This is a genomic window from Chloroflexaceae bacterium, assembly GCA_025057155.1.
Classification (GTDB): domain Bacteria; phylum Chloroflexota; class Chloroflexia; order Chloroflexales; family Chloroflexaceae; genus JACAEO01.
Window position 1 is genome coordinate 1 of record JANWYD010000033.1, and the last position, 25,113, is coordinate 25,113.

The following is a 25,113-nucleotide window of genomic DNA, read 5'->3' on the forward strand; positions in this document are numbered from 1 at the left end:
CTCACCCCCCCCCGCGACGGGCCGGGGTGGTGGGGCGGGTGTTCAACCTGGCCCGCGGGGGGTTTGGGGGGGGGGGCTTGCGGGGGGGGGGGGGGGGGGGGGGGTTTTCCCCCCCCCCCCCCGACGCTCATGCAGGTGTGAACGTGTCTCAGGCGACCAGGCGGCGCCGCTCCGCGTACAGGCGAATCTGCAGACGCGTTTTTGCCGTACAATAGGGCGGTATGCGCATCATCCTGCCCGGCGATGTGTTTCCGCCCACCGGCAAGGGCGGGGCGGCCTGGAGTTCCCACACTCTGGCCCGCGCTCTGATCGCCCGCGGGCACACAGTCACGGCGCTGACGCCCGTCGAGGGGCGGCGCGGCAATGCGCGCGGCATGGCCCTCGGCGTGCCGCTGGTCGAAGTGGGCTACCGGGCGCCGCGCCTGCCCTTCGTGCGCAACTTCTTTCGCCACGAGGCCCTCTGGCCGCGCCTGGCGCGGGCCATCGTCGCCGAGGGGCGAGGCGGCTCGCCGGTGACCGTCATCCACGCCCAGCACGTGCAGACGGCCCCGGCCGCCGTGCTCGCCGGACGCGCCCTGGGGGCGCCGGTGGTGATCACCGTGCGCGATCACTGGCCCTGGCACTACTTCGCTACCGGGCTGCACGGCGACCGGCTGCCCTATGACCGCCCCGGCTGGCCCGGGCTGCTCACCGACCTGCTGGCGCGCCTGGGGCCCCTGGGGGGCCTGGCGGCGCTCCCGGCCCTGCCGTACATACTGGCCCATATGCGGCGGCGCGCCGCCTTCCTCGCCCGGGCCGACGCGGTGATCGCGGTCAGCGTCTACATCGCCCGGCGGCTGGCCCCGCTGGTGCCGCCGGAGCGCATCCACGTGCTGCCGAACATGGTCGATCTGGAGGCGACGCGGGCCAGCGCCGCCCCGCCCCCGGCGACGGCCTGGAAAGGGGCGCTGCTGCTGTTCGCGGGCAAGCTGGAACCCAACAAGGGCGCCGGTCTGCTCCCGGAGATTTTCCGCGCCCTGCGCGCCCGCGCGCCGTTTGAAAGTCTGCCGCCCTTCACCCTGGTGGTGGCGGGCGCGGGCGCGCTGCGGCAGGAACTGGAGCAGGAGTTGCGTGCCCTGGGCGTGCCGGCGCGCTTCCTCGACTGGGCCGGCCACGACGAGGTGTTGCGGTTGATGGCCCGCTGCGACCTGTTGCTCTTCCCCTCGAGTTGGGGCGAACCCCTGAGCCGTGTGCTGCTGGAGGCCGCCTGTCTCGGCGCCCCCATTCTGGCCATGCCCACCGGCGGCACGCCCGACATTGTGCGCGACGGGCATACCGGCGCCCTGGCCGCGACTCCGGAGACCTTCGCCGCGCGCCTGGCCGCCCTCCTCGCCGACCCGGCGGAGCGGCAGCGCCTCGGCGCGGGCGCCCGCGTCGCCGCCGCCGGGCAGTTCACCGTCGAGGCCGTGCTGCCGCGCTACGAGGCCCTCTATGCCGCTGTGAGCGGAACCCCGCCCAACGGGAGGGTCCGGGAGGGCATAGCCCTCCCCGACAAGTTGCTCCCCTGATTAGTCTGTGAACGACGTTTCCTTGCCTTTCCGCCCCCCTCCCAGCCTCCCCCCGCTGGGGGGAGAAGCCGGACTCCCTCCCCTGATGATGGTTAAGAAATAAATCCGGTATAGCCCGCGCAGGCGGGCTTCGCATCTGTAGCCCGCGGCTTCAGCCGCCGGGCTACAGGGCGCATACCGGTGTATATTCTCAATCTTCATACGGGGCGCGGGAAACCCGGTTTCCCCGCCTGAAATTACAGGCTCGCCGCCGCGGCCACGGTCTGGAAGTGGATGTCCACCGTATCCTCGATGCGGCGGGCGTAGCCGCCGGCCATAGTGATAGCCAGGGGAACGCCAGCGGCGCGGCAGTAGTGGAAAATGACCCGGTCGCGTTCGGCCAGGCCGGCCTTGGTGAGCGCCAGCCGCCCCAGACGGTCGTCGAAGTAGGGGTCGGCGCCGGCAAGGTAGATCGCCAGGTCGGGGCGGGCCGCCTCCAGGGCGCGGCGCACGCCGTCCTCCAGCGCGTCAAGGTAGAGCGCGTCATCGGCCCCGTCGGGCAGTTCGATGTCCAGGTCACTGCGCTGCTTGCGGAAGGGGAAGTTCTTCGCCGCGTGGATGGAGAAGGTGAAGATGCTGGCGTCGTCGCGGAGAATCGCGGCGGTGCCGTCGCCCTGATGCACGTCGCAGTCGAGAATGACTACGCGGCGGGCGCGGCCCTCGGCCTGCATGGCGCGGGCGGCCACGGCGCTGTCGTTGAACACACAGTAGCCCGCTCCATGGTCGGCGAAGGCGTGGTGCGTGCCGCCGGCCAGATTGACCCCCACCTCGCCCGCCAGGGCCGCGCGGCAGGCGGCGATGGTGGCCCCGGAAGAACGACGTGAACGCTCGACCATCGCCGGCGACCAGGGAAAGCCGATGCGCCGCTGCTCCTGGGCGCTCAACGCGCCCGTCTGGCAGCGCCGGATGTAGTCGAGGTCGTGGGCGCGGGCCAGTTCCCCGTCGCTGGCCGCGGGGGGCAGGCGAAGCCGATCAGGGAACGCCAGGCCCGTCGCAACCACCCGCTCGCGCAGCAGCGCGTACTTTTGCATCGGGAAACGGTGCCCCGGCGGCAGGGGCAGCACGAAGGTGTCGGAGTAGAAGATCTGCATGGTTTCGGGCCGGTAGTTTCCGGGTGTGGAGATGTAGAGGTGGAGAGATGTAGAGTTGTAGAGGTGTGGAGGTGTGAGCTGTATTTAACCACCCTCTACTACACCTCCACAGCTCCACAGCTCCACACCTCCACACTCCCACGCCTCCACACGGCTATCCCGGCGGCTGAGCCAGCAACACATAGCCCAGGCCGCGGCGGGTCTGGATCAGGTCGGCGGAGGGGTCGGCGCGACGCAGGGCGGCGCGCAGGTTGCTCACGGCGCGGTCGAGGGCCTCGGCGTCGAGACCGGGGTCGTAGTCGCGCCCCCAGATGGCCTCGGCGCAGGATTCGCGGGTGCACAGGGCGCCAAGGTTGCGGTGCAGGTGCAGCAGAAGCCTGAACTGGCCCGGCGGCAGGTCGAGCGGCTGGCCGTTGAGCAGGAAGACCTGCGCGCGTTCGTCGAAGCGCAGACGCGCGCCGGCGACCACCGTCGGGTCAGGGTCGAGGAAGCGCAGCAGGCCGCCCGTAGCGCCCAGCCCGATCGTGTCGTGGTCGCTGAGCACATGCGCCCCGATCAGCGGCAAGCCGTTGACGAACGTTCCATTGGCGCTGCCGGCGTCGCGCAGCACGTAGCGCGGCCCCTCGCGGGTGATGCGCGCGTGCAGCCGTGAGATCGTCTGCCGGGGGATGACGATGTCGCAGCCAGGCGCGCGGCCCAGGGTGTGCTCCTCGCCGCTCAGGAGGAACTCGGCCGGAGTAACATCATCGGCCAGGGCCACCAGGCGTGCAACCGCGGGTTGATGTGCCTCACTCATACCTTCATTGTACCGCAGACGCGCAAATCGCTGTGCTACAATAGGCCGCAGCGCCGTTCCTCGCCTTCCCCCGCCTCGCTATGCTCGGCGCCCTCTCGCTCCCCCTTCAGTGGAGAGAGAGGGGGGCCGGGGGGAGGGTGAGGTGAGGGGCGAATCGTCACATGCGCTCCGACGGAGTGGTAGTCTCACGCCATGTCCATGCTCCATCCCGGCGCCCTCATCATCCAGCGTTACCAGATTGTGCGGCTGATCGGCCGCGGCGGGATGGGTGCGGTCTACGAAGCGGTGGACCGGCGGTTGCGCAATACGGTCGCCTTGAAGCAGATGCTCGGCGATGCCCCCGAGAGCGCCGAGGCCTTCGAGCGCGAGGCCCAGCTCCTCGCCGCCTTGCGCCATCCTGCATTGCCCAAGGTAATTGACTACTTCTTCGAAGGGGCCGGGCGTTACCTGGTGATGGAGTTTTTCCCTGGCGCGGATCTGGCCGCACTGCTGGCCCGCCACGGCAACCCTTTCTCCCCGGCTGAGGTGCTCGGCTGGGCCGATCAGGTGCTCATCGCTCTGGAGTATCTTCATACGCGCGAACCGCCGGTGTTGCACCGCGACATCAAGCCGCAGAATCTCAAGCTCACCGCCGAGGGCCAGGTAGTGCTGCTCGACTTTGGTCTCGCCAAGGGCATCGGTCCCGGCGCGTCCCGCAGTCTCTTCGGCTACACCTTGCACTATGCTCCGCTGGAGCAGATCCAGGGCAGCGGCACCGATGCCCGCTCTGACCTCTATGCCCTCGCCGCGACCCTCTACCACTTGCTCACCGGACGGGCGCCGGCGAGCGCGCCAGCGCGGGCCGAGGCGCTGCTCGCGGGCCAGGCCGACCCGCTGCCGCCGGTGCATACGGTGAATCGCCGGGTTCCGCTTGAGGTTAGCACAATACTGGCGCAGGCCCTGGCCCTGCGGCGCGAGGAGCGCCCCGGCAGCGCCGCAGAGCTGCGCCAGGCGCTGCGAGCCGTCGGCGCCGTTTTCGGGGCCATACCGGCCCCGGATGCGCCGACCCACATCGCGCAACTGCCGCGCCCTGGCGCGGCGGTTGCGGCCCGGCCCATCAGTGTCGGCTGGGACCACGTGCGCGCCGCCGCCCGCGCCCAGGCCAGCCAGGTGCTCCGCGAACTGGCTGGCGCGCCCCACCGTCCCGGCCCCTACGCGCCGCACCTCTACATTCCCCGCGCCAACGCCGAAGAGCATCTGCGCGCTTTTCTGACCAGCGCAAGCGGGGCGCTGTTGTTGATCGGCGACTCAGGGACGGGGAAGACGAATCTGCTGGCGCGCTGGGCCGAGCATTTGCAGCAGCAGGGCGACGCCGTGCTCTTCTACCGCTGCGGCGGCTCGCTGGGCGCGGAGATTGACCGGGAGATCAGCCGCGATCTGGGGCGCGAAGCTCCCGAGGCTCTGGCGCACGATCTGGGGCAGATCAGGCGCCTGGCGGCTGAGGCCGGGCGTTGCCTGGTACTGATCTTCGATGGGCTGAACGAGTATCGCAGCGGCGCTCAGGCCGGCCCGGAGAGCCTGCTCAAGCAACTGGACGCCCTGGTTGGCCGCGTCGCCGGTCCCGCGTTGCGCGTGGTCATCAGTTGCAACAGCGTGGCCTGGGGCCAGTTGGAGCGCGCTGGCGCGGCCAATCTGTTCTGGAGCGCCTACTACTACGGCCCCGACGGCCAGCCGTGGCTGTCCCTTGAACCCTTCACGCCTGACGAACTGGCCATGGCCTACCAGCGTTACGCCGGTTTCTATCGCCTTCAGACGCCTCTGGAGCGCCTGCCGACGAGTGTGCGCGAACGCCTGCGGAAGCCGCTTATGCTGCGCCTGATCGCCGAGAGTTGCCGCGATGGGCCGGTCGAACTGGCGGCCCGCGGGCCGGGACTGGGCCTGTTCCGCCGCTACTACGAGGAACGAGTGCGCCAGCGCCGCGAGCATCTGTTCATGGACGAACTGGCCGGTGAGATGCTCCGCCGGGGAGCGATCAGCGTGCCTATCCGCGATCTGGCCCGCAACGAACACCTGCGCGAGGAACTGCTGCGTGAGGACCCCGATACCGCCTACTGTCGCCTGCTCGACAATGGCGTGCTGGTTGAACAGCGCGGCCATCCCTTCGCCGGCGAAACGGTGAGCTTCGCCTACACCGAACTCGGCGCCTACGTGCTCGCCCGGCATCTGCTGGGGGGCGCGGCCGGCAGCGAGGGCCTCGTCGGGGCCGTCACCGGCCTCATGGCCCGCGCGCGCGCGTTTCCCCTGGCCTTCGACGTGGCGCGCATCGCCCTGCTGGTGGCCCGGCAGTCCGCCGCCTTCGCCACCCTGGCCCGCTCTCCCGACATCGAGCTGCGCGAACTTGTCGCCCAGACCCTGGTTGAGTTGTACGCCGAGGATCCGCAGGTCGGCGCCGATCTGCTCAAGTCGCTCTGCCAGCAAGACTCCGACGAAACCCGCCGCACCGCGCTCAAGGCTGCCTATTACATCGGCCCGCCCGCCCGCGACCTGTTCCTCTGGGCCGCCGCCCGTGGCGGCCCGGCCCTGCGACGGGTCGCCCGCGACGCGCTCTACCTCATCTGGCGGTCCGACCCTGACTTCACCTATGGCTTGCTGCGCGACCTGGTGGCCCGCGTCGGCCCCTCGGCCCTGCGCGACCTGCGGAACATCCTGGAGTTCTTCTTCGACCTCTCGGTGGTGATCTACATCAACCACCCCGAGCGCCCCGACGTGCGCGACACCACCGTGGAGTTGTACTACGAACTGGCCCGCCAGCGGCTGCATCTTGATATTCTCAACACCGGGGTCTTCGGCAAGACCATCGAAGACCTGATCTTTCAGGCGGTAGCCACTGCCTTCTCGCGCCCGATTCTCGACACCATGCTACTGGCGGAAATTGTGCCGGTGGAGCGGTTTTTCGAAGTGCCGCACACGGAGCGCGCCATCCTCATGCGGGTCGCGCCGCTGTTCGACCCGGCAACGCCTCTGCGCGACTACGTGAGCGACCTGGAGACCCTGCTCCGCGAAGACAACGTGCTCTTTAACCTGGTCGGCACGGCGCAGATCGCCATTCACGCCTTTACCGACATTGCCGCCACGGCCCCGGTGGTTCGGGCGCTCTTCCAGCGCCTGCCGCCCATAGGCCGGCTCTGGCTGCTGCTGTCGTTCAGCGTGCTGTTGCCGAACACCCCCCACGAGTGGACGCCGCTGGTCGAGGAGTTGACCGAGGGGCTGTTCCGCGCCCACCCCGACCTGATCTACGGCGTGACGCCGAGCTTGCTCCAGCAGTTCGACATCCTGCTCCTGCCCCTCGGTCTGGCCTACGGCAAACTCGGCCAGACCATGCCGCTGATCGAGTTGCTCCTCCAGGACGGTCTGATGCGCGAGGATCGGCGCCAGGTCGAACGCATCGTGGCCGGCCTGGCCGCGGCAGGCTTCTACTACCCCGAGCCGGTGCTGCGGCTTCTCGGCGACGTGGCGGCGGCCCTGCGCGACGCTCTGCCGGAGGCCCTGGCGCCTACGCTGGCGACCATGCGCATGCAGCACCGCGACGCCGTGGATGTGTTCATGGCCCGGCGCGGCTTCAGTGACGCCCTGCAACGCCACGTGGCCGCCGCCGCCGACACGGAACTGGTGCGGCGCTACATCTACTGGCTGGGCCTCTACAATCAGGTGGTGCATTCCTGCGTCTACTATCCCAAAATGCGCCGCCAGATGGCCATGGCCGCTATGGAAATGCTGACCCGCTCACGCACGCCCGGTGAGTTCGTCACTGTGTACACCGCCACCGTCTTTCGCATGCTGCGCGAGGCGGGTTTCCGCCTCAGCGAGTGGACGCGGGATTCCTGATGCCCATCACGTCCCTGCTCTGGGATCTCTACCACTTCAGCCGCTTCTCGGCCCTTGGCGCGACCGCGGCGCTCCCGCTGCTCGGCGCGGGCAGCGTTACCGCGCGCCTGACCCTGCGGCGCACCGCCGGCTTGCTGGCAGTGGCAACCGCCTTTCACCTCTTTGCCTACCTGCACAACGATGTCTGCGACCTGGACCTCGACCGCACCCAGCCGCGCCGGCGGCACTATCCGCTGGTGCGCGGCGCAGTGAAGCCGGCGGTCGCCCTGGGTCTGGCCGTGGCCTGCGCGCCGCTGGCCTTCGCGCTGCACACCTGGCTGGTCGCCCCCGATGCCTGCACCCCGGCGCGGGGTGATGCCAGATTGAGCCTGGCAGCGGCGTTTGGCGCGCTGGCGATCTACAACCGTTGGGGCAAGGCGTGCCCTTTCCCGCCCCTCACCGACCTGGCCCAGGCCCTGGGTTGGGCCGCGCTGCTGCGCTACGGCGCCCTGGCAACCGGTCATGGGCCAGGGGCGCTGACCCGCCTGCTCATGGCCTACGAAGTGTTGCTGATCCTGATGGTGAATGGCGTCCACGGCGCCTTGCGCGACCTGGAAAATGACGCCGCGCGCGGCGCGCGCACCACGGCCCTGTTCCTCGGCGCGCGAATGGAGAACGGGCGGCAGCGCCTCTCGCCGGCGCTCCTGGCCTACACATTGACGCTACAGGCGGCGCTGCTGGCCCTGCCGCTGTGGTACGTGGCTTCGCCATCCGGAGAACGCAGGGGCGCCGGCGGGGTCGTGAACCTTGCTCTGACCACCGTGTTTATCCTGGCGCGCCTGGCCCGTGGCGGGCAGGCCGGCGACGGCGCGGGCATGGCTCACCTGGTGCTGGTGCTGAGCATGCCGGTGGCCCTGGTGGCGCCGCGGCTGGCGCCCCTGCCCCGCATAGCCCTGCTCGCCGCGCACCTGCTGCCGCTGCTCCCCAACGGCGCGACCTATGCCGCGCTGCGCTGGTTGCTGGGGATGAGGCACGGCGAGTAGAGCATGTCTCGGAAGGTTGACGCAAAGGCGCGAAGACGCAACGGGTTTGTGGTCGTGATTCCAGCCGTTGCGCCATTGCGTCCGGTCGGTTACGGGTGAGCGGGAAGCCCCGGTCCAGGGTATACGGCACATGCTGCAGATCGCGAACACCTTTACGTGGTTTCGCGCGGGCGCTCTGGAGCTATGGTAATACTGTAGTAACAGCAGTCTGGCATATCAAACTCACACTATTAGCAAGGTGCGTCGCAACACATTTTGTTTCCTTCCCACCATCGCCTGTTCATGCCGCTAGCGTCCAACCATTTCGGCGATCCCGCGCGAACGTGCAGGACCGTTCCTGCCGCAGTTGCGCGTGGCCTTTGGAAGGAGTCTTCACCGTGCGTCTCACCATACTCCGTGGTCAGCCTTATCGCCCGTTCATCCCGTTGATCCTCCTGGCGCTCTGCCTCACCCTCGCGCCCCTGGCGGCGCCGCGTCTGCGCGCCGCGCCCCTGAGCGGCGCGCCGGTCATGGTCAAGGACCTGCGCACCGGCGCCGGCGGTTCCTCGCCCGATATGCTGACCATCGTCGGTCGGCGTTTTTTCTTTATTGCCGATGACGGAACCCATGGCCGCGAACTGTGGATCAGCGACGGGACCCCCGAAGGAACCGCCATGGTTCGCGACATTCGTCCGGGGGCCGAAGGTTCGGCGCCGGCCTGGCTGATCGCCTTCAACCAGCGCCTGGTCTTTATCGCCGATGACGGAACCCATGGCCGCGAACTCTGGATCAGCGACGGGACGGCGGCCGGCACCGTACTGCTGAAGGATATCTGGCCAGGCGCTGGAGGCTTCGAGCTTCCGATGGAACCCTGGTTGACGGTGGTCGGCGACCGGCTCTTCTTTGTTGCTCCGAACACGAACGGGAACGGATTCCCAGTGCGTAATGTCCTCTGGATTAGCGACGGAACCGAGCAGGGCACCAGGCCCGTCAATGATGCGCCGTCCGCGTATCCGACGGATCCCTCCCATCTGACGGCCTACAATGGCCGGGTCTTCTTTTTCGCCGTTGACCCGCCCCACGGCAAGGAACTCTGGACCAGCGACGGGACCGCGCAGGGGACCTTTCTGGTGAAGGACGTGATGCCAGGTGATGTGTCGTCATATCCCAGCCAATTGACTGTGGCGAACAACCGGCTGTTCTTCGCCGCTTACCGCTCGGAATACCACATCGAGCCCTGGATTAGCGACGGGACAGAAGCGGGCACCCGCCTGGTCAGGGATATTAATCTCGGCTCGCATTCCTGGCCGGGCGGACTGATCGCTTTCCGCGAGCGCCTCGCCTTCTTCGCCAGCGACGGCGTTCACGGGAAAGAGTTGTGGATCAGCGATGGAACCGCGGAAGGAACCTTCCTGGTGCGGGACATACGCTCTGGCCCCGACGACTTTGTTGGTCTGTGGGATCCTTCCATTGCTATTGCTGCCGCTGGCGACGCGCTCTTCTTCGTCGGCGACGACGGCGTCCACGGGCACGAACTCTGGACCAGCGACGGCACGGCGGGGGGAACGCGGCTGGTGCGGGATCTGCGCGCGGGGGCGCCGGGCGCGATGCCCCGCAACCTCGCGCCAGCGCACGGGCGGCTCTTCTTTACCGCCGATGATGGCATGCACGGCGCGGAACTGTGGATCAGCGACAGGACTGAGGCCGGGACAGTGATGGTCAGCGACATCCGCCCGGGCGCGGCTGGCGCCGAACCGGCAGCCATGATCGCCTTCAACGGGCAACTGTTCTTCCGCGCCAACGATGGCAGCCACGGCGCGGAACTGTGGAGCCTGCCCCTGGTGCGGTACGCCTCCACCCCGGCTCCGGGCGAGATGCTTGACCTGGGGAACGCGCCGGTTGGCCAGTCGGTAAACACGCCGCTCCGGGCGGCTATGGAAGGCATCGGCAACCTGCCGCTCAGCGTCAGCCTCGCCGGGGAGCATCCGGGCGCGTTTAGCGTGGCGCCCGCCAGTCTGGTTCTGACCGAAGAACAGCCCGCGGCGACTCTGACAATCACTTGCACCCCCGGCGCGGCAGGCGAACAACGCGCCATCGTCTGGATCAACTTCCCTGCACCAGGCAGTCCGGTACGCTACGACCTGCGTTGTACGGGCGTAGCCGCGCCGGCGCCCTCCGCCACCCCGCCTCCCGCGCCCTCCGCCACCCCGCCTCCCGCGCCCTCCGCCACCCCGCCTCCCGCGCCTGCGACGCCCCCGCAGGTCTTCATACCGCTCGTCCGCCAGGGTGACGCGAGGCGATAAGCGGACCAGGCGCCAACCCCTGGCGGGAGGTGGAGAACACGACACAGCCGCCCCGGAGCTGCTGCCGGAGCGGACATTGCTCGGCCCCGGTCCGCCCCGGCATTGTTCAATCCTTCCGCCGCGATCTGGCGTATACTGGAAAGGTGGGTGGTTCCCGGCTCGGATAGAAAGCGATTCGTATGGCTCACAAAACGGACTACGACGTGATCGTGGTCGGCGGCGGGCACAACGGCCTCACCTGCGCCGGTTACCTGTCGAAGGCCGGATTGCGCGTGCTGGTCGCCGAACGACGCCCCATCGTCGGCGGCGCCGTGTGTACCGAAGAGGTCATTCCTGGCTATAAAATTGACACTGGCTCCTCGGCGCACATTATGATCCACCTTACCCCGATTGTGCGCGACCTGGAGCTGGAGCGGCATGGCCTCGAATATATTCCGATGGACCCCTTCGCCTTCTACCCGCTGCCTGATGGCAGCGGGGCGATCAGTTTTTATAGGGATACCGAGCGCACGGTTGAAAGCATCGCCCGTATCAGCCCCCGCGACGCCGAGGCCTATCGCCGCTTTCTCGCATACTGGACGCCGCTGAACGAGGCGGTGTTTGATGTGTTCCTCAATCCGCCCTCGGTGGCGCGGCTGTTCGGCAGCGTGGCCGCCGCGCTGCCGCGGTTGCCTGCTGGCGAGCGCAACTCGACTGAGGTCTCCCGGCGCCTGTTCACCAGCTACGCCCAGTTGATCTGCGAGACGTTCGAGAGCGAGGCGATGCGCGCAGCGATGACGTGGCTGGCCGCCCAGAGCGGGCCGCCGCCGGACGAGATCGGGGCCGGCGATTTCTTCGGCTGGCATGCTATGCTGCACTACAGCGGCGCAGCGCATCCGAAGGGCGGCAGCGGCATGCTCACCCAGGCCATGGCCCGCGCCTTGATCAGCTTCGGCGGCAACGTGGCGGTAGACGCGCCGGTGCGCCGCATTCTCATCCAGTCGGGCCGGGTGCAAGGCATCGAAACCGAGGACGGTCAGCGCTATTCTGCTCCTATTGTTGTGTCAAACGCCCATGTGCTGACCACGCTGCTGCAACTTGTCGGCCCGGCGCACCTGCCCTCACGCCTGGTAGAGCGACTGCAGAAGGTGCGGGTGGGCAATGGCTTCGGCATGACCGTGCGCTGCGCCGCCGAGGAACTCCCCGACTACCTCGGCGCGCCCAGCGGCGGCAAACCGCACGAGAGCCATCATGGGCTGCAACTCCTCTGCCCGAGTATGGATTACGTGCGCCGGGCCTACGAAGACTACCTGCGCGGCGAACCGTCGAGAAACCCGGCGGTGATTGCCATGACTTTCTCGGCTATCGATCCGGTCGTCGCTCCGCCCGGCAAGCATACTGTCTTCCTCTGGGCGCAGTACTTCCCCTACGAACTCAGCAGCGGACGGCACTGGGACGATGTGCGCGAGGAGGCCGCCGACAGCATTCTGGAGGTGCTCTACCGCTACGCCCCCAACATGCGCGGCAAGATTATTGATCGCTTCATCCAATCGCCGCTTGACATCGAGCGCCGCATCGGCCTGCTCAAGGGCAACGTGATGCACGTAGAGATGAGCTTCGACCAGATGTTCTTCTTCCGCCCGTTGCCGGAACTGGCGCAGTACCGCACGCCGATCAAAGGGTTGTACCTGACGGGGGCCAGCACCCATCCCGGCGGGGGCGTGTTCGGCGCCAGCGGCTACAACACTGCGCGAGTGGTGCTCGCTGACACGCGGCGGCGCAGGTGGGCGCCGCTGGCCCTCGGCGCCGGGGCCCTGGCCGCCGGGCTGTGGGCTGCCGGGCGCGCGCGAAGGGTAATGGCGGAGTAAGTGTTCACACCTGGGGTAACGGTAGAGCCTGGGAGCGAGGGCGTCTCGCCCTCGAAGCCGCAATGAGGGCTGGAAGCCCTCGCTCCCAGGAGAAGTGTGAACAGTTGCGTGGCGGAGGAACGTGCGCCGGTATCTCCGCCCACGGTTGAGGGCCAGCGGCGCTCGACGTTGCATCAGCCCTGACCTGCTACCGGCTCACCAGTGAGGCGGTGACCGGCAGATCTTCGCCAATGAAGTGTACGGCGCTCTTAGCCGCCTCCAGAATGGTCATTAACCCGCTGCCGGGGTGCACCGCGCCGCCGATCCAGTACAGGTTGCGGGCGCCCCGGTGGCGAATGTGCGGGCGCAGCGGGCCGAGTTGCTGCCAGCTATGGATGAGGTTGAACACCGCGCCGAGATAGGTCCGGTGCTCGTCACGCCAGGTTTCGGCGGTGTACTGGCGCTCGACCACGATGTGGCGCTCTACGTCCTCAAAGCCTAGCCTGGCCATCTGCCGCAGAATCAGATCCCGGTATGGCCGGGCCTTCGCCGTCCAGTCCACCGGGTAGCGCAGGTTCGGCACGGGGACCAGCACGAAGAGCGTGCTGTGGCCAGGCGGAGCATTGCCAGGGTCCACAATTGTCGGGTTGCAAACGTAGAAGGAGGGGTCCTCTTCGTCAAGCACGGCGCTCCTGGCCCACAGCGGGTCGTTGCGCCGGATGTTCGCGGAGAGGTACAACTGGTGGTGCGGCAGGTGCTCCCAGCGCCGGTTGACGCCGAGGTAGAGCATAAAGGTCGAGCAGGAGAACTCCTTGCGGTTCAGCCAGCGATCGGTGTACGGGCCGCGGGCGTGCGCCGGCAGCAGCGTCTGTACGGCATAGCCGAAGTCGGCGTTGATCACCACCGCGTCGCCCATGATCCGTTCACCGTCGGCCATCAGCAGGCCGCAGGCGCGCCCGTCCTCGACGATCACCTGGCGCACCGGGCGGCGCAGGTGGATTTCCACTCCCAGGTCCTCGGCGGCGCGGGCCAGGGCGCGGGCCAGGGCGCGAAAGCCGCCCTGGGGATGCCAGATTCCGTAGTGAAATTCCAGGAAGGTTACCAGGCTGAATACGCTGGAGCAGGCCGTGGGGTGCATGCCCAGGTACTTGGCCTGATAGGCCAGGGCGTAGATTAGCCGCTCGTCGCGGAAGAAACGCTTGAAGTGGTCGTAGAGGCTCTCCCAGGGGCGGAAGGGCAGGGCCGCCGCCACTTCCTCGGGCTTCAGGTAGCCCAGGGGCGAGCGCACCGGCGTGCCCAGATATGGGCCGTAGCCAACCTTGTCCTTCCGCAGATGCTCGATGTACCAGCGCTCAAAGGCCGCCGGCAGGTCCGGCCCGAAGCGCGCCAGTTGCTCCTTGAAAGCGGAGATATTCGACGTCAGATCGAGGTGCGTCCCGTCCCAGAAGGCGATGCGGGTATTCGGCTCCAGGCGGATCAGCTTAATGTAATCGTACACATTGAGGCCGCAGGCGCCGAAAAGTTCTTCGTAGACGTGCGGCACCTGCAGAATGGTTGGCCCGGTATCGAAGGCGTAGTCGCCGAGTTCAAAGCCGCGCATGCGCCCGCCAACCCGGTCGGCTGCCTCATAGATCGCCACCTGGTAGCCCGCGGCCGCGAGACGCATCGCCGTGGCCATCCCACCCGGTCCGGCCCCAACGATCAAGATGTTCTTTGACACGTTCCCTCCGGGACTACTCGTGATTCGCTCTCAGTAGTCTGTGAACGAAGTTTTTCGCTAACCCCGCCCCCTTCCCAACCCTCCCCCGCCGGGGGAGTGAGGTGACTTCTCTCTCCAACGGGAGGAAGCCGGGAGGGGGGGCGAAATGCCAGGAACCTTCGTTCACAGACCACTCAGCCCTGAATCCAGTATAACAGGACTTCTGAGATGTCCAGGGGAATGGCGTGGCAACCCCCGAATGCAGCCGAAGGTTTTGCACGACATGCAGCGACAGCTCGGCGGGCCGTTTCGACATCCCGGTGGTCGGCGAGGAGCCCGCGGGCGCCGGTAGTTCGCGCCGCGGGGGGCACGCAGCACGCAGCGACGGCCCGGCGAGCCGTCGCTGCGCCAGCGGGGGCGCGGGGGAACCTGGTTTCCCCGCCATTTACACATACCGCTCCGGGCGCACCACGCGCACATCGTGGATAAAAGCGGTCACCGAGTAGTCGGTAAAATAGTGCTCCTGGAGATGGGCCAGGATCTTCTCGCCGACCGCAGGACTGACCAGGGTCTCAATGCGCACCTGCGAGCCGGCCCAGAAGTATTCGCTGATCCCGCGGATGCCGTGCCCGTGCACCTCGGCGATCGTCCAGCCGCGGGCGCCGAGACGCTGGAGATCCTCCAGCAGGCGCTCGCGCAGCACGCCCTCGGCGATAATCGTCACCAGGCTAATGGTGGTGGTCTGCATGGCGTCTTCCTTTCGTGATATTCGTCTGGTGTGCATCGGGGCGGCCCCCACGGCGGGTGGCTAGGAAATCCTGGTTTCCCCATAGCCTCCCGAATAGCCTGAGGGGCGCTCACCAGTCGGCGAACGAAGTTTCCTTGCCTTTCCGTCCCCCTCCCAACCTCCCCCCGTTGGGGGGAGGCGCCGGACTTCCTCCCCCAGCGGGGGAGGGTTGGGGAGGGGGTGGGAGTTCAGGGAAAGAACTTTGTTTATAGACTACTCACGCTCCCGCAGGCAACACCGCGCATCCAGCAACACTATAGCAAAACCACTGGGTATAGGCATAGAGCAGCGGCAGACCGATAAGTAGATTGAAGGGCAGCGTGATCCCTAACGAAGAGGTCAGGTAGATGCTTGGATTGGCCTGGGGAAAGGTCGCGCGCACGGCGGCGGGCGCGTCAATATATGAGGCGCTGCCGGCAATCGCGGCCAGAATAAACGCGCCTCCCAGCGACATGCCGGACAGGGCGCCGAGGGTCGCGCCAAGCACCCCCATAATCACTGGCATCACCGTGCCAAAGGCCAGCATCCGCGGGCCAACCTTGGCGAACTCGCGCAATTGCCGCGCGGCGACCATGCCCATTTCGATCAGGAACAGCACCAGCACGCCGCGGAACAACCCTTCGGGACCCTGGCTGAACACCACTGCGATGCGTTCGAAACCTTGTTTGCCGATGATCATGCCGATCACTAGCCCGCCCATTAGCAGGATCACGCTGCGCCCGGTCAGGGTATCCCGAACGACCTTGCCGATGGCGTCATTCGGCGCTTTCAAGCCCAGACGGCCCCAGAAGAGCGCCACGATGATGCCCCATTCCGCCAGGGCCGCCAGGGTGGGGATGAAGCCCTCGTAACCGATGTTGGCCGTTTCCACGACGCCTATCCCCGCCGCGAAGGTGACCGAAGACACCGAACCATAGAGCGCGGCGACGCCAGCGGCGTTGGCTACGTCGAAACGAAAGACCGTGCGCAGGATAAAATAGCAGGCGGTTGGCAGCAGAATTGCCAGGAAGATGGTTGCCAGCGCCGGCAAGGCAAAGGTCTGAAAGGTCGTGCCCGCAAGTTCGACGCCGCCGTTCAGGCCAATAGCAAACATCAGGTAGAAGGCGATGAACTTATAGGCCTGCTCCGGGAACTCAATGTCGCTTTTGACCAGGGTGGCGATCATCCCCAGCACGAAGGCCAGGGTCAACGGCGAGAAGAGGTTCCGCTGCAGGATGCCTAATGCCTCAGCCAACTCCATACCGGGTCACTCCTTGTTATACTGGCGACGACGCCTGTCACGCTTATATACGAAAATAATATCGCGAAATTAATTTCGTATAATAGCCAGGCAGGTAGTCTCAGGCCACCCGGATGGAGAGGCGCGCTGAGGTAAAAGCAGATTCTCGCAGCGATGTGCTGAGAAGGGCTGCGCCTTCTCGCATGGAGAGCAATGGGCATGGATGTCGAGCACAATCAGGGCGTCGAGATCGAAGCGGTTCCGGCATCAGGGGGCGCCTCGCGCCGGGGGGGCGCGATCTGGCAGGCAGGCTATGCGGTAAGCGTGCTGGCGCTGGCAGCGCTGATCGCCCTGCTGGCTGGCGCAGTGGCCGCCGGGTTGCAGGCCCGTCGCGATGAGGCGCGGAGCGCCGATATGCTGCTGATCGTCGCCCCAGCGCTCCCCTCCCAGACGTTGAGCGAGCATGCCTTCGCGGTCTACCGGCGCCGCTACGCGCCCACCGTAGTCATTGCGGGCGCAGGCAGCGAGGCGCTGCGCATCGCGCTCATTGAGCGCGGCGCCGCTGAGGAAACCCTGCGCGTGGCTCTGCCAGCCGCGACACCGGTAGCGGAACTGCAAGAGGTGTTACGCTCGGCCCGGCGCGCCGGCGCCGCCAGCGCCCTGGTTGTCGCCGAGCCTGCCGAGTTGCTCCTCTGGCTCAAGCTGGTCGGCGACCATGGCCTGAGCGCATATGGCGCCCCGCCCCGCGGCGTCACGCCCGGGCCGCTGGCGTTGCTGCGCGCCAGCGGGCAGTACTGGCGCTATGCGCTCCTCCAGCGCTGATGCGATTGGGGTGCAAGGGCGGCCAGGGCAGTACCTTGGTCCTTTTTTTCTCTGGGCCACAGCAGCTCGCCTCATCGCGGAGATAACTGTGCGTGACAAGCGTTATCAGCCGCCTCATTGTTGCTTCAGCCAGCCGTCGTGTTACTCGCCAACCCATACCCGCGCGCTCCACCTCGCCGTTGCTTCCGCTGGCTCACCCTCTTTACGCGATCGTTATTCTTTACAATTTGCAGGGCATAACAATTACAGTTGGACGTTTACGAATCGCGACTTAAGGCATATTGAAGCCATATTCCTGGGGGGTATTGACAAATCTCCCGGTTTCCGTTAAACTCCTTTTACTTTTCGACCCTGACGACGCATATATGCCGCTCTGAAGGACGCCTGGCAACATCGCAGTAACGCTTGCGGATATCGCGAAGTCGTGGTACACTCCCCCGCATCTCGGCTCGACAGTCACTGTGGTCGCGAATTCACCAGGTTCGTGTCAGGGTTGCCAGTACCCTGATGGTCGCGCCACGAAGACCCAAGTGAGGTGTATTGCTCCATGATCGAGCTAAACCGAAACCCGTCTCCGTTGCCCCTGCGCAGCGAGGTCGAGCATTTACAACAGCGCGTTTCATGGCAGCGGCAGCGCTTCCGGCATCAACGGCGCTCACTCGCCGCACTCCGCACCTATCTCGCCACCACACTCTTCGCTCCCAACGCCTGGCTCTCCCGCCTTCCCGCTCGCTTCCTCATTCACCTGCTGGTTACGCTGACAGTACCGCTGGCGCTGGTACTGAGCCAGTTGCCGATGCGTCGCGTCGCATCGCCCCATCCCGAACCCGTGGAACTGGTCGAGGCGCCGATCGCGGTCGGTCCCATCGCGCTCGATCCCGGCGCGGAGCATCTGGTTGGCGATCCCCCGCTGCCGGACGATGCGGCGCTGCCGGTGCCGCTCTCCCTTTCGTCGCGGAGCGCCGTGCTGGCGCCGTTGGTCGTATCGGCGACGATCAGCGGCGATGTGGTGCGCCTGCGCAACGGCCCCGGCCTGGCGTATGACGAGGTTTCGCGCCTCAATGGTGGTGACAACGTCCAGGTGATCGGGCGTTTCGAGGAGTGGCTCCAGGTGCGACGCGATGGCGACCCGACGGTGTACTGGGTGGCCGCCGAACTGGTGGATATTCCCGAGGCGGTCATGTATGCCCTCGATCAGGTTCCCGCCGCGATGATCCCCCCCCCGCCGCCCCCCAAGGTTGGCGTGGTGCGCGAAGATAATGTTAATCTGCGCGACGGCCCCGGCACGAACTACGTGAGCATGGCCAGGATGCGCGCTGGTCAGGAACTTACGCTTATCGAACGCTACGAGGGCTGGTTCCTGGTGGAATACGGCCAGTTGTATGGCTGGGTAACCTCGGATTTCCTCAACATTGTTGAGGGCGTGGTCGAGCGGGTGCCTGTGGCCACCTCGATCCCCGACCCCAATCCGCCTCTGGTCGGCACCGTGCGCGAGAACAACGTCAATGTTCGTAAAGGGCCCGGCTCGGCTTACGACCGGATCACCTCTCTCAGGGCCGGCGCCAGCGTGAGCCTGCTGGCTCGCCACAAGGACTGGTACCGCGTCCAACTGCCCGATGGCACGAAGGCGTGGATCTTCTCCGAACTGCTCCAGGTCTCGCCGATGGCCGCCCGGCGCGTCCCCATAACCAACGACATTCCAGCCCTGCCGGTGCGCGTGCGCCCGGCTACGCGGGGCGGCGGCGGTGGTGGCGGCGCGGCTCCAGTCAATATCCCCGCCAGCGGCGATGTAGCCAGTTTTGCTGTACAGTTCGTCGGGTCACGCTATGTCTGGGGCGGCAGCAGCCCCAGCCGCGGCTTCGATTGCAGCGGCCTGACCAGCTACGTCTATCGCCAGTTTGGCGTACATCTGCCCCACAATGCCGCCGCGCAGTACAGCTCTCGCTATGGCGCCATCATTGGCGGCATGGGCAATCTCGCCCCCGGCGACCTGATGTTCTTCGCCGGCACCGCCGGGCGGCGCGGCATCTCCCACGTGGCCATCTATATCGGCGGCGGGCAGATGGTCCACGCCATGACCCCCCGCTACGGGGTGCAGATCTCGAGCATCTGGGGCAGTTACTGGCAGAACACCTTCGTCGGCGCGATCCGACCGTATCGCTAGCGCAATGTCTGGATTTTGGATTTTGGATTTTGGATTCTAGTATTGTGGGTCGGGCGCGCCGCAGTGCGCTGCCGAGGGGTCGCCGGAGATGTTGCCAGGCAACATCTCCGGCGCTTTGCTGTGCGCAGCACGCGGAAACCGGGGTTTCTGCGTCGCCACATGGTCGCTCAGATCGGGTACAATCCCTACGGCGCCCCATCAACCGCTCTAACATTGAAGAGGAGACTGATGAAAGGTCTGGTCCTGAGCGGCGGAAAAGGCACGCGCCTCCGCCCTATCACCTATACGAGCGCCAAGCAACTGGTGCCGGTCGCGAACAAGCCGGTGCTCTTTCGGGTCATTGAGGCCATTCGTGATGCGGGCATCACCGACATCGGCATCGTCATCGGCGATACCGGCGATGAGATCCGCACAGCAGTGGGCAATGGCAAACGCTGGGGAATAAAGGTGACCTACATCCCCCAGGAAGCACCCCTGGGCCTGGCCCACGCGGTGAAGATCAGCCAGGATTTCATCGGCGACGAGCGCTTCGTAATGTTCCTCGGCGACAACTGTATTCAGGGCGGCATCAGCCCGCTGATCGAAGCCTTTGGCCGCAGCGACTACAACGCGCAGATCGTGCTGAAAAAGGTTGATGATCCGCGCTCCTTCGGCGTCGCCGAACTTGAAGAGGACGGCCGCATTGTGCGCCTGGTTGAGAAGCCGCGCGAACCGCGGAGCGACCTGGCCCTCGTAGGCATCTATATGTTCGACCGCCATATCTTCGAGGCGGTTCACGCCATCCGCCCCTCCGCCCGCGGGGAACTGGAGATCACCGATGCCATTCAGTGGCTCGTGACCGCCGGCTACCGCGTCTATCCCTACGTGCACGAGGGGTGGTGGATTGATACCGGGAAGAAGGACGATCTCCTCGAAGCCAATCGCCTGGTGCTCGAAGAACTGCAGCCGGTCGTGCAGGGCTATGTCGATCGCGATTCGCAGTTGATCGGCAAGGTGATTATCGAAAGCGGGGCCGAGGTGATCAATTCAACCATCCGCGGCCCGGCGATTATCGGTGAGAAGACCCGTATTCTCAATTCCTACGTGGGCCCCTTTACCTCAATCTATCACAACTGCCTGATTGAGGATAGCGAGATTGAGCACAGCATCGTGATGGAGCATTGCAGCATCCGCGGCATTCCACACCGGATCGAGGATAGCCTGATCGGTCGCAATGTCGAGGTCAGCCGCAGCCCGCTAAAGCCCAAGGCCTATCGCCTGGTGATCGGCGATAATTCGAATGTGGGCGTGTTGTAGGATTGGCAGATGCCCGGCATCCCCTCATCGGAAATCACTCCGGAGCACGTGTATCTCTCGCGCCGGCGCTTCATGGCCGTTGCCGGGGCTCTGGGCGCCACCCTGGCTCTGGGCGCCTGCGGCGCAACCCCCGGCGCGCCTCCGGCCCCGCCCGCCGATACGCGCACCGACGAACTCGGCGACCGGCTGAACAGCTTTGAGCAGATCACCACCTATAACAACTACTACGAGTTCACTACCGACAAGCAACGCGTGGCGCGCCTGGCCCGCGACTTTCGCGTCTCACCCTGGGAAGTGGCCATCGGCGGCCTGGCGCGCTATCCGCGCGTCTTTGCCCTGGAGGATCTGCTGCGCTTCGAGCAGGAGGAGCGCATCTACCGCCTGCGTTGCGTCGAGGGCTGGTCCATGGTCATTCCCTGGCTGGGGTTTCCCCTGCACCGCCTGCTGGCCGAGGTCGAGCCGCTGGCCGTCGCTCGCTATGTGCGCTTCGAGACGGTGCTGCGCCCTGAGGAGATGCCCGGCCAGCGTGATCGCTTTTACCCCTGGCCCTACGTCGAGGGGCTGCGCCTCGATGAGGCCATGCACGACCTGACGCTGCTGGCGACCGGCCTCTACGGCCGGCCGCTGACGCCCCAGAACGGCGCGCCGCTGCGTCTGGTGGTTCCCTGGAAGTATGGCTTCAAGAGCATCAAGGCGATTGTGCGGATTGACCTGGTGGAGCAGATGCCTCGTTCGCTGTGGATGACCGTCGCCCCCAATGAGTACGGCTTCTACGCCAATGTCAATCCCGATGTGCCGCATCCCCGCTGGTCGCAGGCCACCGAGCGCCGCATCGGCGAGGGCGGGCGGCGCCCAACTCTGCCCTTCAACGGCTATGCCGAGCAGGTGGCCGCACTCTATGCCGGTCTCGATCTGCGAGCGAATTTCTAGAAAGCGAAGCCAGAAGTGGCCCATTTCATCGGTCTGCGGCGCGCCTGGCCGCGTCTGGCCGTTCATCTGGCGCTGTTGCCCTTTGCCCTGCTGATCTTCGACGCGGCTACGGGTCGTCTGTCGGTGAACCCGATCCAGGATATGACCCTGCGCACGGGCAAGGCGGCGCTGGCGCTGTTGATGCTCACGCTGGCGTGCACGCCGCTCAACCGGCTGCTGGGCTGGAAGTGGGCCGCGGCCCTGCGAAGGCCCCTGGGTCTCTACAGTTTTCTATACGTCTGTCTGCACCTGCTGGTCTTCGCCGTGGCCGATTACCAGCTCGACGCAGCGTTGATCGCCCAGGCGATCGCCGAGAAGCGCTATATTCTAGCGGGATTGGCAAGCTTTGCCCTGCTCCTGCCGCTGGCGCTAACCTCCACGCGCGCGGCCATGCGGCGCCTGGGGCGCTGGTGGCGCCCCCTCCATCGTCTGGTGTATGTGGCGGCGGCGCTGGCAGTGCTGCACTACCTGTGGCTGTCGAAGGTCTGGAGGGAGCCGGCCCTGTGGGGCGTGGTCCTGATCGTTCTGCTGCTGGCGCGCCTGCCGGCGTTCTGGCCCCCGCGGGCGCGCCGCGCCAGACAGCGCTTCCTGTCGCCTGGCGCGCAGGCGCCTCATCCCCGCATCTCACCAGAACCCCCATTTACAGCAATCCAAAATCCAAAATCCAAAATCCAAAATCCAAAATCCGAAATAGCATCAGTGGCGGCGCGGCGCCCGCGGGCGCAACGCCAGCCAGACCCCGGCGGCGAATCCGCCCAGCAGGCTCAGCACGGCGAACATAGCCCCCGGACCGTAGACTAGCGCCGCCGCACGCAGCGCGCCCGCCAGCAGCAGGGCGCCGATCCAGCCTACAATGAACAGACGCTGCCGAAACTCAGGCCCGAACCACCGGGGGCGCCCCTGCCCCACCAGATAGCCCACGCCCCCGGCAATGATCACGAGCAAGACGTTTGTAATGACCAGTTGCATACAACCTCGTACAAGGGAATAGGGAACCCCAGGTTCCCCTCCGCATAATCTTCCAGGGTGTAGAGAGACCCGGTTTCCTGTGCCTTGTGAACGGGGCAATCGCCGTGCTACAATTGGTTTCAAATCTCTTCCATTGGCCCATACGCTACCCATCGCCGATCCTGGCCCCCTCCACGGCCTGGCCCGATCAGGGTATCTTGATGGGCCGCAACTCACCGTGGAGACGAGGCATCTATGTCAGAGTTAAAAGATAAACTGGTGCTCGTGGTTGACGACGAGGCGCGGATGGTCAATTTTATGCGCCTCAACCTCGAACTGGAGGGTATGCGCGTCGCCACGGCGGCCAATGGGCGCGAGGCCCTCGAACGGGTGCGCGAGGATATGCCCGATGTCGTCTTGCTCGACGTAATGATGCCGGTAATGGACGGCTTCGAAACCCTGCGCCGCATCCGCCAGTTTTCGCAGGTGCCGGTGCTGATGCTCACCGCCAAGGATGAGGAAGAGGATCGGGTGCGCGGCCTGGAACTGGGCGCCGACGATTACATCGGCAAGCCCTTCAGCCACCGCGAACTGGTCAGCCGCATCAAGGCGGTCCTCCGGCGCCATTATGCTACTCCTCCTGTGCCGCAGACTCTGGTTAAGGTGGACGACCGGCTGAGCATTGACTTTGCCCGCCGCGAGGTGCTGGTAGACGGCAAGCGGGTGAACCTGCGCCCGACCGAGTACCGCCTGCTCTATCACCTCGTGCAGAACGCGGGCTACGTGCAAACCCACGAGATGCTGCTAACCAAGGTCTGGGGGCCGGAGTACCGCGAGGAGAGCCACTATCTGCGGCTCTACATCACCTATCTGCGCCAGAAGATCGAGGAGGACCCCGCCAATCCCAGGTACATCCTCACCGAGCGCGGCGTCGGGTACCGGTTCGTTGATTTCGAGCACAAACCGACCTGATGAGCCGCACTTACCTGCCAGGAGCGCTGGCAGGCGCAGAGCGCCATTCGTTCCTGCCGGCGCTGCCACGTAACCGCAGGCGAGCCATTCGAGCCTCCGCACAGGCGTCCCACGCCCAATCCCAAATCCCAAATCCCCTAACTGCCTTCATCCACCAGGCTGAGCATCAACTGGCGCAACTGCCGCAGCCGGCGATCGAGGCGTTCGGGCCGCAGGTGCAGATCATCGCGGATCTGGCTGAGCTGAAGCCGGAAGCTATCTATCGGCCCCTTCTCGGCCTCGGCGCTGTAGGCGTAGGCACGGTCCAGGGAGCGGTAGGCGGTAAGCAAGGTGCGGTCGGCCTCGACCAGGTCGTTGCGTTGCAGGGCGGCCACCGCATCGTCAATCTGGCTGGCGGCCCGCAACAGGTAGAGGGCGCTCCAGAGCTGTCGGTCCTGCGCCTGAAGGTCAAGCACCTCCAGACGGACGACACTGCCATCGGGCGGGGGCGCTGCCGGTGAGGCCGCTGGCAGAGGCGCCGCTGTGGGTGGAGCGGAGGTGGCCGGCGCGGCTGTGGCAGGCGGGGCCGGCGCCGCCGCGGGGGGGCGCGGCCAGAACCATTGAATGCCAAGCGCCAGCGCCACGGCGAGCGCCGCCGTGAGCGCGTGCGGGAGCGCCGCCTGCACGCGCCGTTGAAAAGCGGACGGAGACGCGGCGGGCGCGTCTCCGGGTGACTGAGGAATCTCTGACACGCGCGCCTAGATCTCGTTGGCCAGGAGGATCGCCTGGGCGATCTCCTTCATTGACTTGCGGGTGTTCATCGAGAGTTGCTGGATCTTGCGGAAGGCTTCCGCCTCCTTCAACCCCTGCGTGTCCATCAAAATGCCCTTGGCGCGCTCGACGATCTTGCGCGTATCCAGGGTCTCCTTGAGGTCGGCGATCTGCCGGTCCATCTCCAGAAACTCCTGGTAGCGCGCCATAGCGATCTCGATTGCCGGCAGCAGTTCCGCCTCGCGGAAGGGCTTGACGATATAGTTCACCACGCCCGCCTCCTTCGCCCGCTCGACCAGTTCACGGTCGGAGTAGGCGGTGAGCAGCAGGACCGGCGCGATCTTTTCCTCCGTGAGGATACGCGCGGCCTGGATGCCGTCAAGCTTGGGCATCTTGATGTCCATCAGCACCAGATCGGGCTTGAGTTCACGGGCCAGGTTTATCACGCTCACCCCGTCGCCCGCCTCGCCCACCACCAGATAGCCGAGGCCGACCAGGGTCTCCTTCAGATTCATGCGGATGATCGATTCATCATCGGCGATCACCAGGCGAGTCTGTTGAGCCATGGGACACCTCCCAATGCGCCGCTTAGGTAGCCGCTACCGTGCAAAGTATAGCACGCCGGAGCGGGAGGGGTCAAACGCCTGGCCGCGCGCAGGTGTTCAGCTTTAGCGCGGAGGGCGCAGAGGATGTGCCTCTGGGAGCCGTTTACGGCCCTCCGCGCTCTCTTCGGTACGAAGGTGTTCGACGGATGCGAACGCTATCCGCCGAGCAACGAGGCGATGAACCGTTCTGCATCCACTGCGGCGCGCTGGCCCGCCAGGGGGCTGATGCGGGGGAGATTCGCCAGGCAGTACTATCCGGCAGGAGCAGATCGAGAACAGAGCAGGCGCCGCCTGCTGCGCTCTCCTGGTAATCCTGCCGTAATGCGCTTACCAGCACACTTGTTAGCGAATACGCGACGATCCCGCATCTCCTCCGGCGGTTCGAAGCTGTGCCGCCGCTACGTCCCGACCGCCG

Annotated in this window: 19 protein-coding genes; 11 read left to right on the forward strand and 8 right to left on the reverse strand. The window is 66.1% G+C overall.

Features of this window, described 5'->3' with window-relative positions; translation table 11 throughout:
• Nucleotides 1-221 precede the first annotated feature (221 nt).
• On the forward strand, nt 222-1,547 hold the full coding sequence (locus NZU74_19760; GenBank protein MCS6883571.1) for a glycosyltransferase family 4 protein: 1,326 nt from the start codon (nt 222-224) through the stop codon (nt 1,545-1,547).
• A gap of 236 nt (nt 1,548-1,783) precedes the next feature.
• On the opposite strand, the gene NZU74_19765 is transcribed toward NZU74_19760, so the two are convergent.
• Complete coding sequence (locus tag NZU74_19765; GenBank protein ID MCS6883572.1) at nt 1,784-2,677, reverse strand: histone deacetylase; 894 nt, start codon at nt 2,675-2,677, stop codon at nt 1,784-1,786.
• 154 nt (nt 2,678-2,831) lie between these two features.
• Nucleotides 2,832-3,473, reverse strand: a complete 642-nt coding sequence (locus NZU74_19770; protein MCS6883573.1) for an FHA domain-containing protein — start codon at nt 3,471-3,473, stop codon at nt 2,832-2,834.
• Nucleotides 3,474-3,665: 192 nt separating this feature from the next.
• Between NZU74_19770 and NZU74_19775 the strand changes: the two genes are divergently transcribed.
• The 4 genes from NZU74_19775 to NZU74_19790 all read left to right on the forward strand — a co-directional run bounded on the left by NZU74_19775 (nt 3,666) and on the right by NZU74_19790 (nt 12,488).
• A complete protein-coding gene (locus tag NZU74_19775) occupies nt 3,666-7,337 on the forward strand; it encodes a serine/threonine-protein kinase (GenBank protein ID MCS6883574.1) in 3,672 nt (1,223 codons plus the stop codon).
• Nucleotides 7,337-8,359, forward strand: a complete 1,023-nt coding sequence (locus NZU74_19780) for a UbiA family prenyltransferase (protein ID MCS6883575.1) — start codon at nt 7,337-7,339, stop codon at nt 8,357-8,359. Before NZU74_19775 ends, NZU74_19780 begins: the two co-directional genes overlap by 1 nt.
• A 377-nt stretch (nt 8,360-8,736) precedes the next feature.
• On the forward strand, nt 8,737-10,641 hold the full coding sequence (locus tag NZU74_19785; GenBank protein MCS6883576.1) for a hypothetical protein: 1,905 nt from the start codon (nt 8,737-8,739) through the stop codon (nt 10,639-10,641).
• 179 nt (nt 10,642-10,820) lie between these two features.
• A complete protein-coding gene (locus NZU74_19790; protein ID MCS6883577.1) occupies nt 10,821-12,488 on the forward strand; it encodes an NAD(P)/FAD-dependent oxidoreductase in 1,668 nt (555 codons plus the stop codon).
• A 187-nt stretch (nt 12,489-12,675) separates the two neighbouring features.
• On the opposite strand, the gene crtI is transcribed toward NZU74_19790, so the two are convergent.
• The 3 genes from crtI to NZU74_19805 all read right to left on the reverse strand — a co-directional run bounded on the left by crtI (nt 12,676) and on the right by NZU74_19805 (nt 16,193).
• The gene (crtI, locus tag NZU74_19795; protein ID MCS6883578.1) at nt 12,676-14,187 is read right to left on the reverse strand and encodes a phytoene desaturase family protein; all 1,512 of its coding nucleotides are present in this window, start codon (nt 14,185-14,187) and stop codon (nt 12,676-12,678) included.
• A 424-nt stretch (nt 14,188-14,611) separates the two neighbouring features.
• Nucleotides 14,612-14,914, reverse strand: a complete 303-nt coding sequence (locus NZU74_19800) for a transcriptional regulator (GenBank protein ID MCS6883579.1) — start codon at nt 14,912-14,914, stop codon at nt 14,612-14,614.
• A 256-nt stretch (nt 14,915-15,170) separates the two neighbouring features.
• On the reverse strand, nt 15,171-16,193 hold the full coding sequence (locus NZU74_19805) for a sodium-dependent bicarbonate transport family permease (GenBank protein MCS6883580.1): 1,023 nt from the start codon (nt 16,191-16,193) through the stop codon (nt 15,171-15,173).
• 198 nt (nt 16,194-16,391) lie between these two features.
• On the opposite strand from NZU74_19805, the gene NZU74_19810 reads away from it, so the two are divergent.
• The 5 genes from NZU74_19810 to NZU74_19830 all read left to right on the forward strand — a co-directional run bounded on the left by NZU74_19810 (nt 16,392) and on the right by NZU74_19830 (nt 22,224).
• Complete coding sequence (locus tag NZU74_19810) at nt 16,392-16,994, forward strand: hypothetical protein (protein ID MCS6883581.1); 603 nt, start codon at nt 16,392-16,394, stop codon at nt 16,992-16,994.
• 547 nt (nt 16,995-17,541) lie between these two features.
• A complete protein-coding gene (locus NZU74_19815) occupies nt 17,542-19,158 on the forward strand; it encodes an SH3 domain-containing protein (protein MCS6883582.1) in 1,617 nt (538 codons plus the stop codon).
• Between the two features lie 228 nt (nt 19,159-19,386).
• Nucleotides 19,387-20,454: a glucose-1-phosphate thymidylyltransferase gene (locus NZU74_19820; protein MCS6883583.1), complete on the forward strand. Its 1,068-nt coding sequence runs from the start codon at nt 19,387-19,389 to the stop codon at nt 20,452-20,454.
• A 9-nt stretch (nt 20,455-20,463) separates the two neighbouring features.
• On the forward strand, nt 20,464-21,384 hold the full coding sequence (gene msrP / locus NZU74_19825; GenBank protein MCS6883584.1) for a protein-methionine-sulfoxide reductase catalytic subunit MsrP: 921 nt from the start codon (nt 20,464-20,466) through the stop codon (nt 21,382-21,384).
• 15 nt (nt 21,385-21,399) lie between these two features.
• Nucleotides 21,400-22,224, forward strand: a complete 825-nt coding sequence (locus tag NZU74_19830; protein ID MCS6883585.1) for a sulfoxide reductase heme-binding subunit YedZ — start codon at nt 21,400-21,402, stop codon at nt 22,222-22,224.
• On the opposite strand, the gene NZU74_19835 is transcribed toward NZU74_19830, so the two are convergent.
• A complete protein-coding gene (locus NZU74_19835) occupies nt 22,120-22,392 on the reverse strand; it encodes a hypothetical protein (GenBank protein ID MCS6883586.1) in 273 nt (90 codons plus the stop codon). The two genes, NZU74_19830 and NZU74_19835, sit on opposite strands and share 105 nt — an antisense overlap.
• Before the next feature lie 234 nt (nt 22,393-22,626).
• On the opposite strand from NZU74_19835, the gene NZU74_19840 reads away from it, so the two are divergent.
• Nucleotides 22,627-23,343: a response regulator transcription factor gene (locus tag NZU74_19840; GenBank protein ID MCS6883587.1), complete on the forward strand. Its 717-nt coding sequence runs from the start codon at nt 22,627-22,629 to the stop codon at nt 23,341-23,343.
• 137 nt (nt 23,344-23,480) lie between these two features.
• Here the strand turns inward: NZU74_19840 and NZU74_19845 are convergent, their stop codons facing one another.
• Nucleotides 23,481-24,074: a hypothetical protein gene (locus NZU74_19845; GenBank protein MCS6883588.1), complete on the reverse strand. Its 594-nt coding sequence runs from the start codon at nt 24,072-24,074 to the stop codon at nt 23,481-23,483.
• A 6-nt stretch (nt 24,075-24,080) separates the two neighbouring features.
• On the reverse strand, nt 24,081-24,659 hold the full coding sequence (locus tag NZU74_19850) for a response regulator (protein MCS6883589.1): 579 nt from the start codon (nt 24,657-24,659) through the stop codon (nt 24,081-24,083).
• Nucleotides 24,660-25,113: the final 454 nt, after the last annotated feature.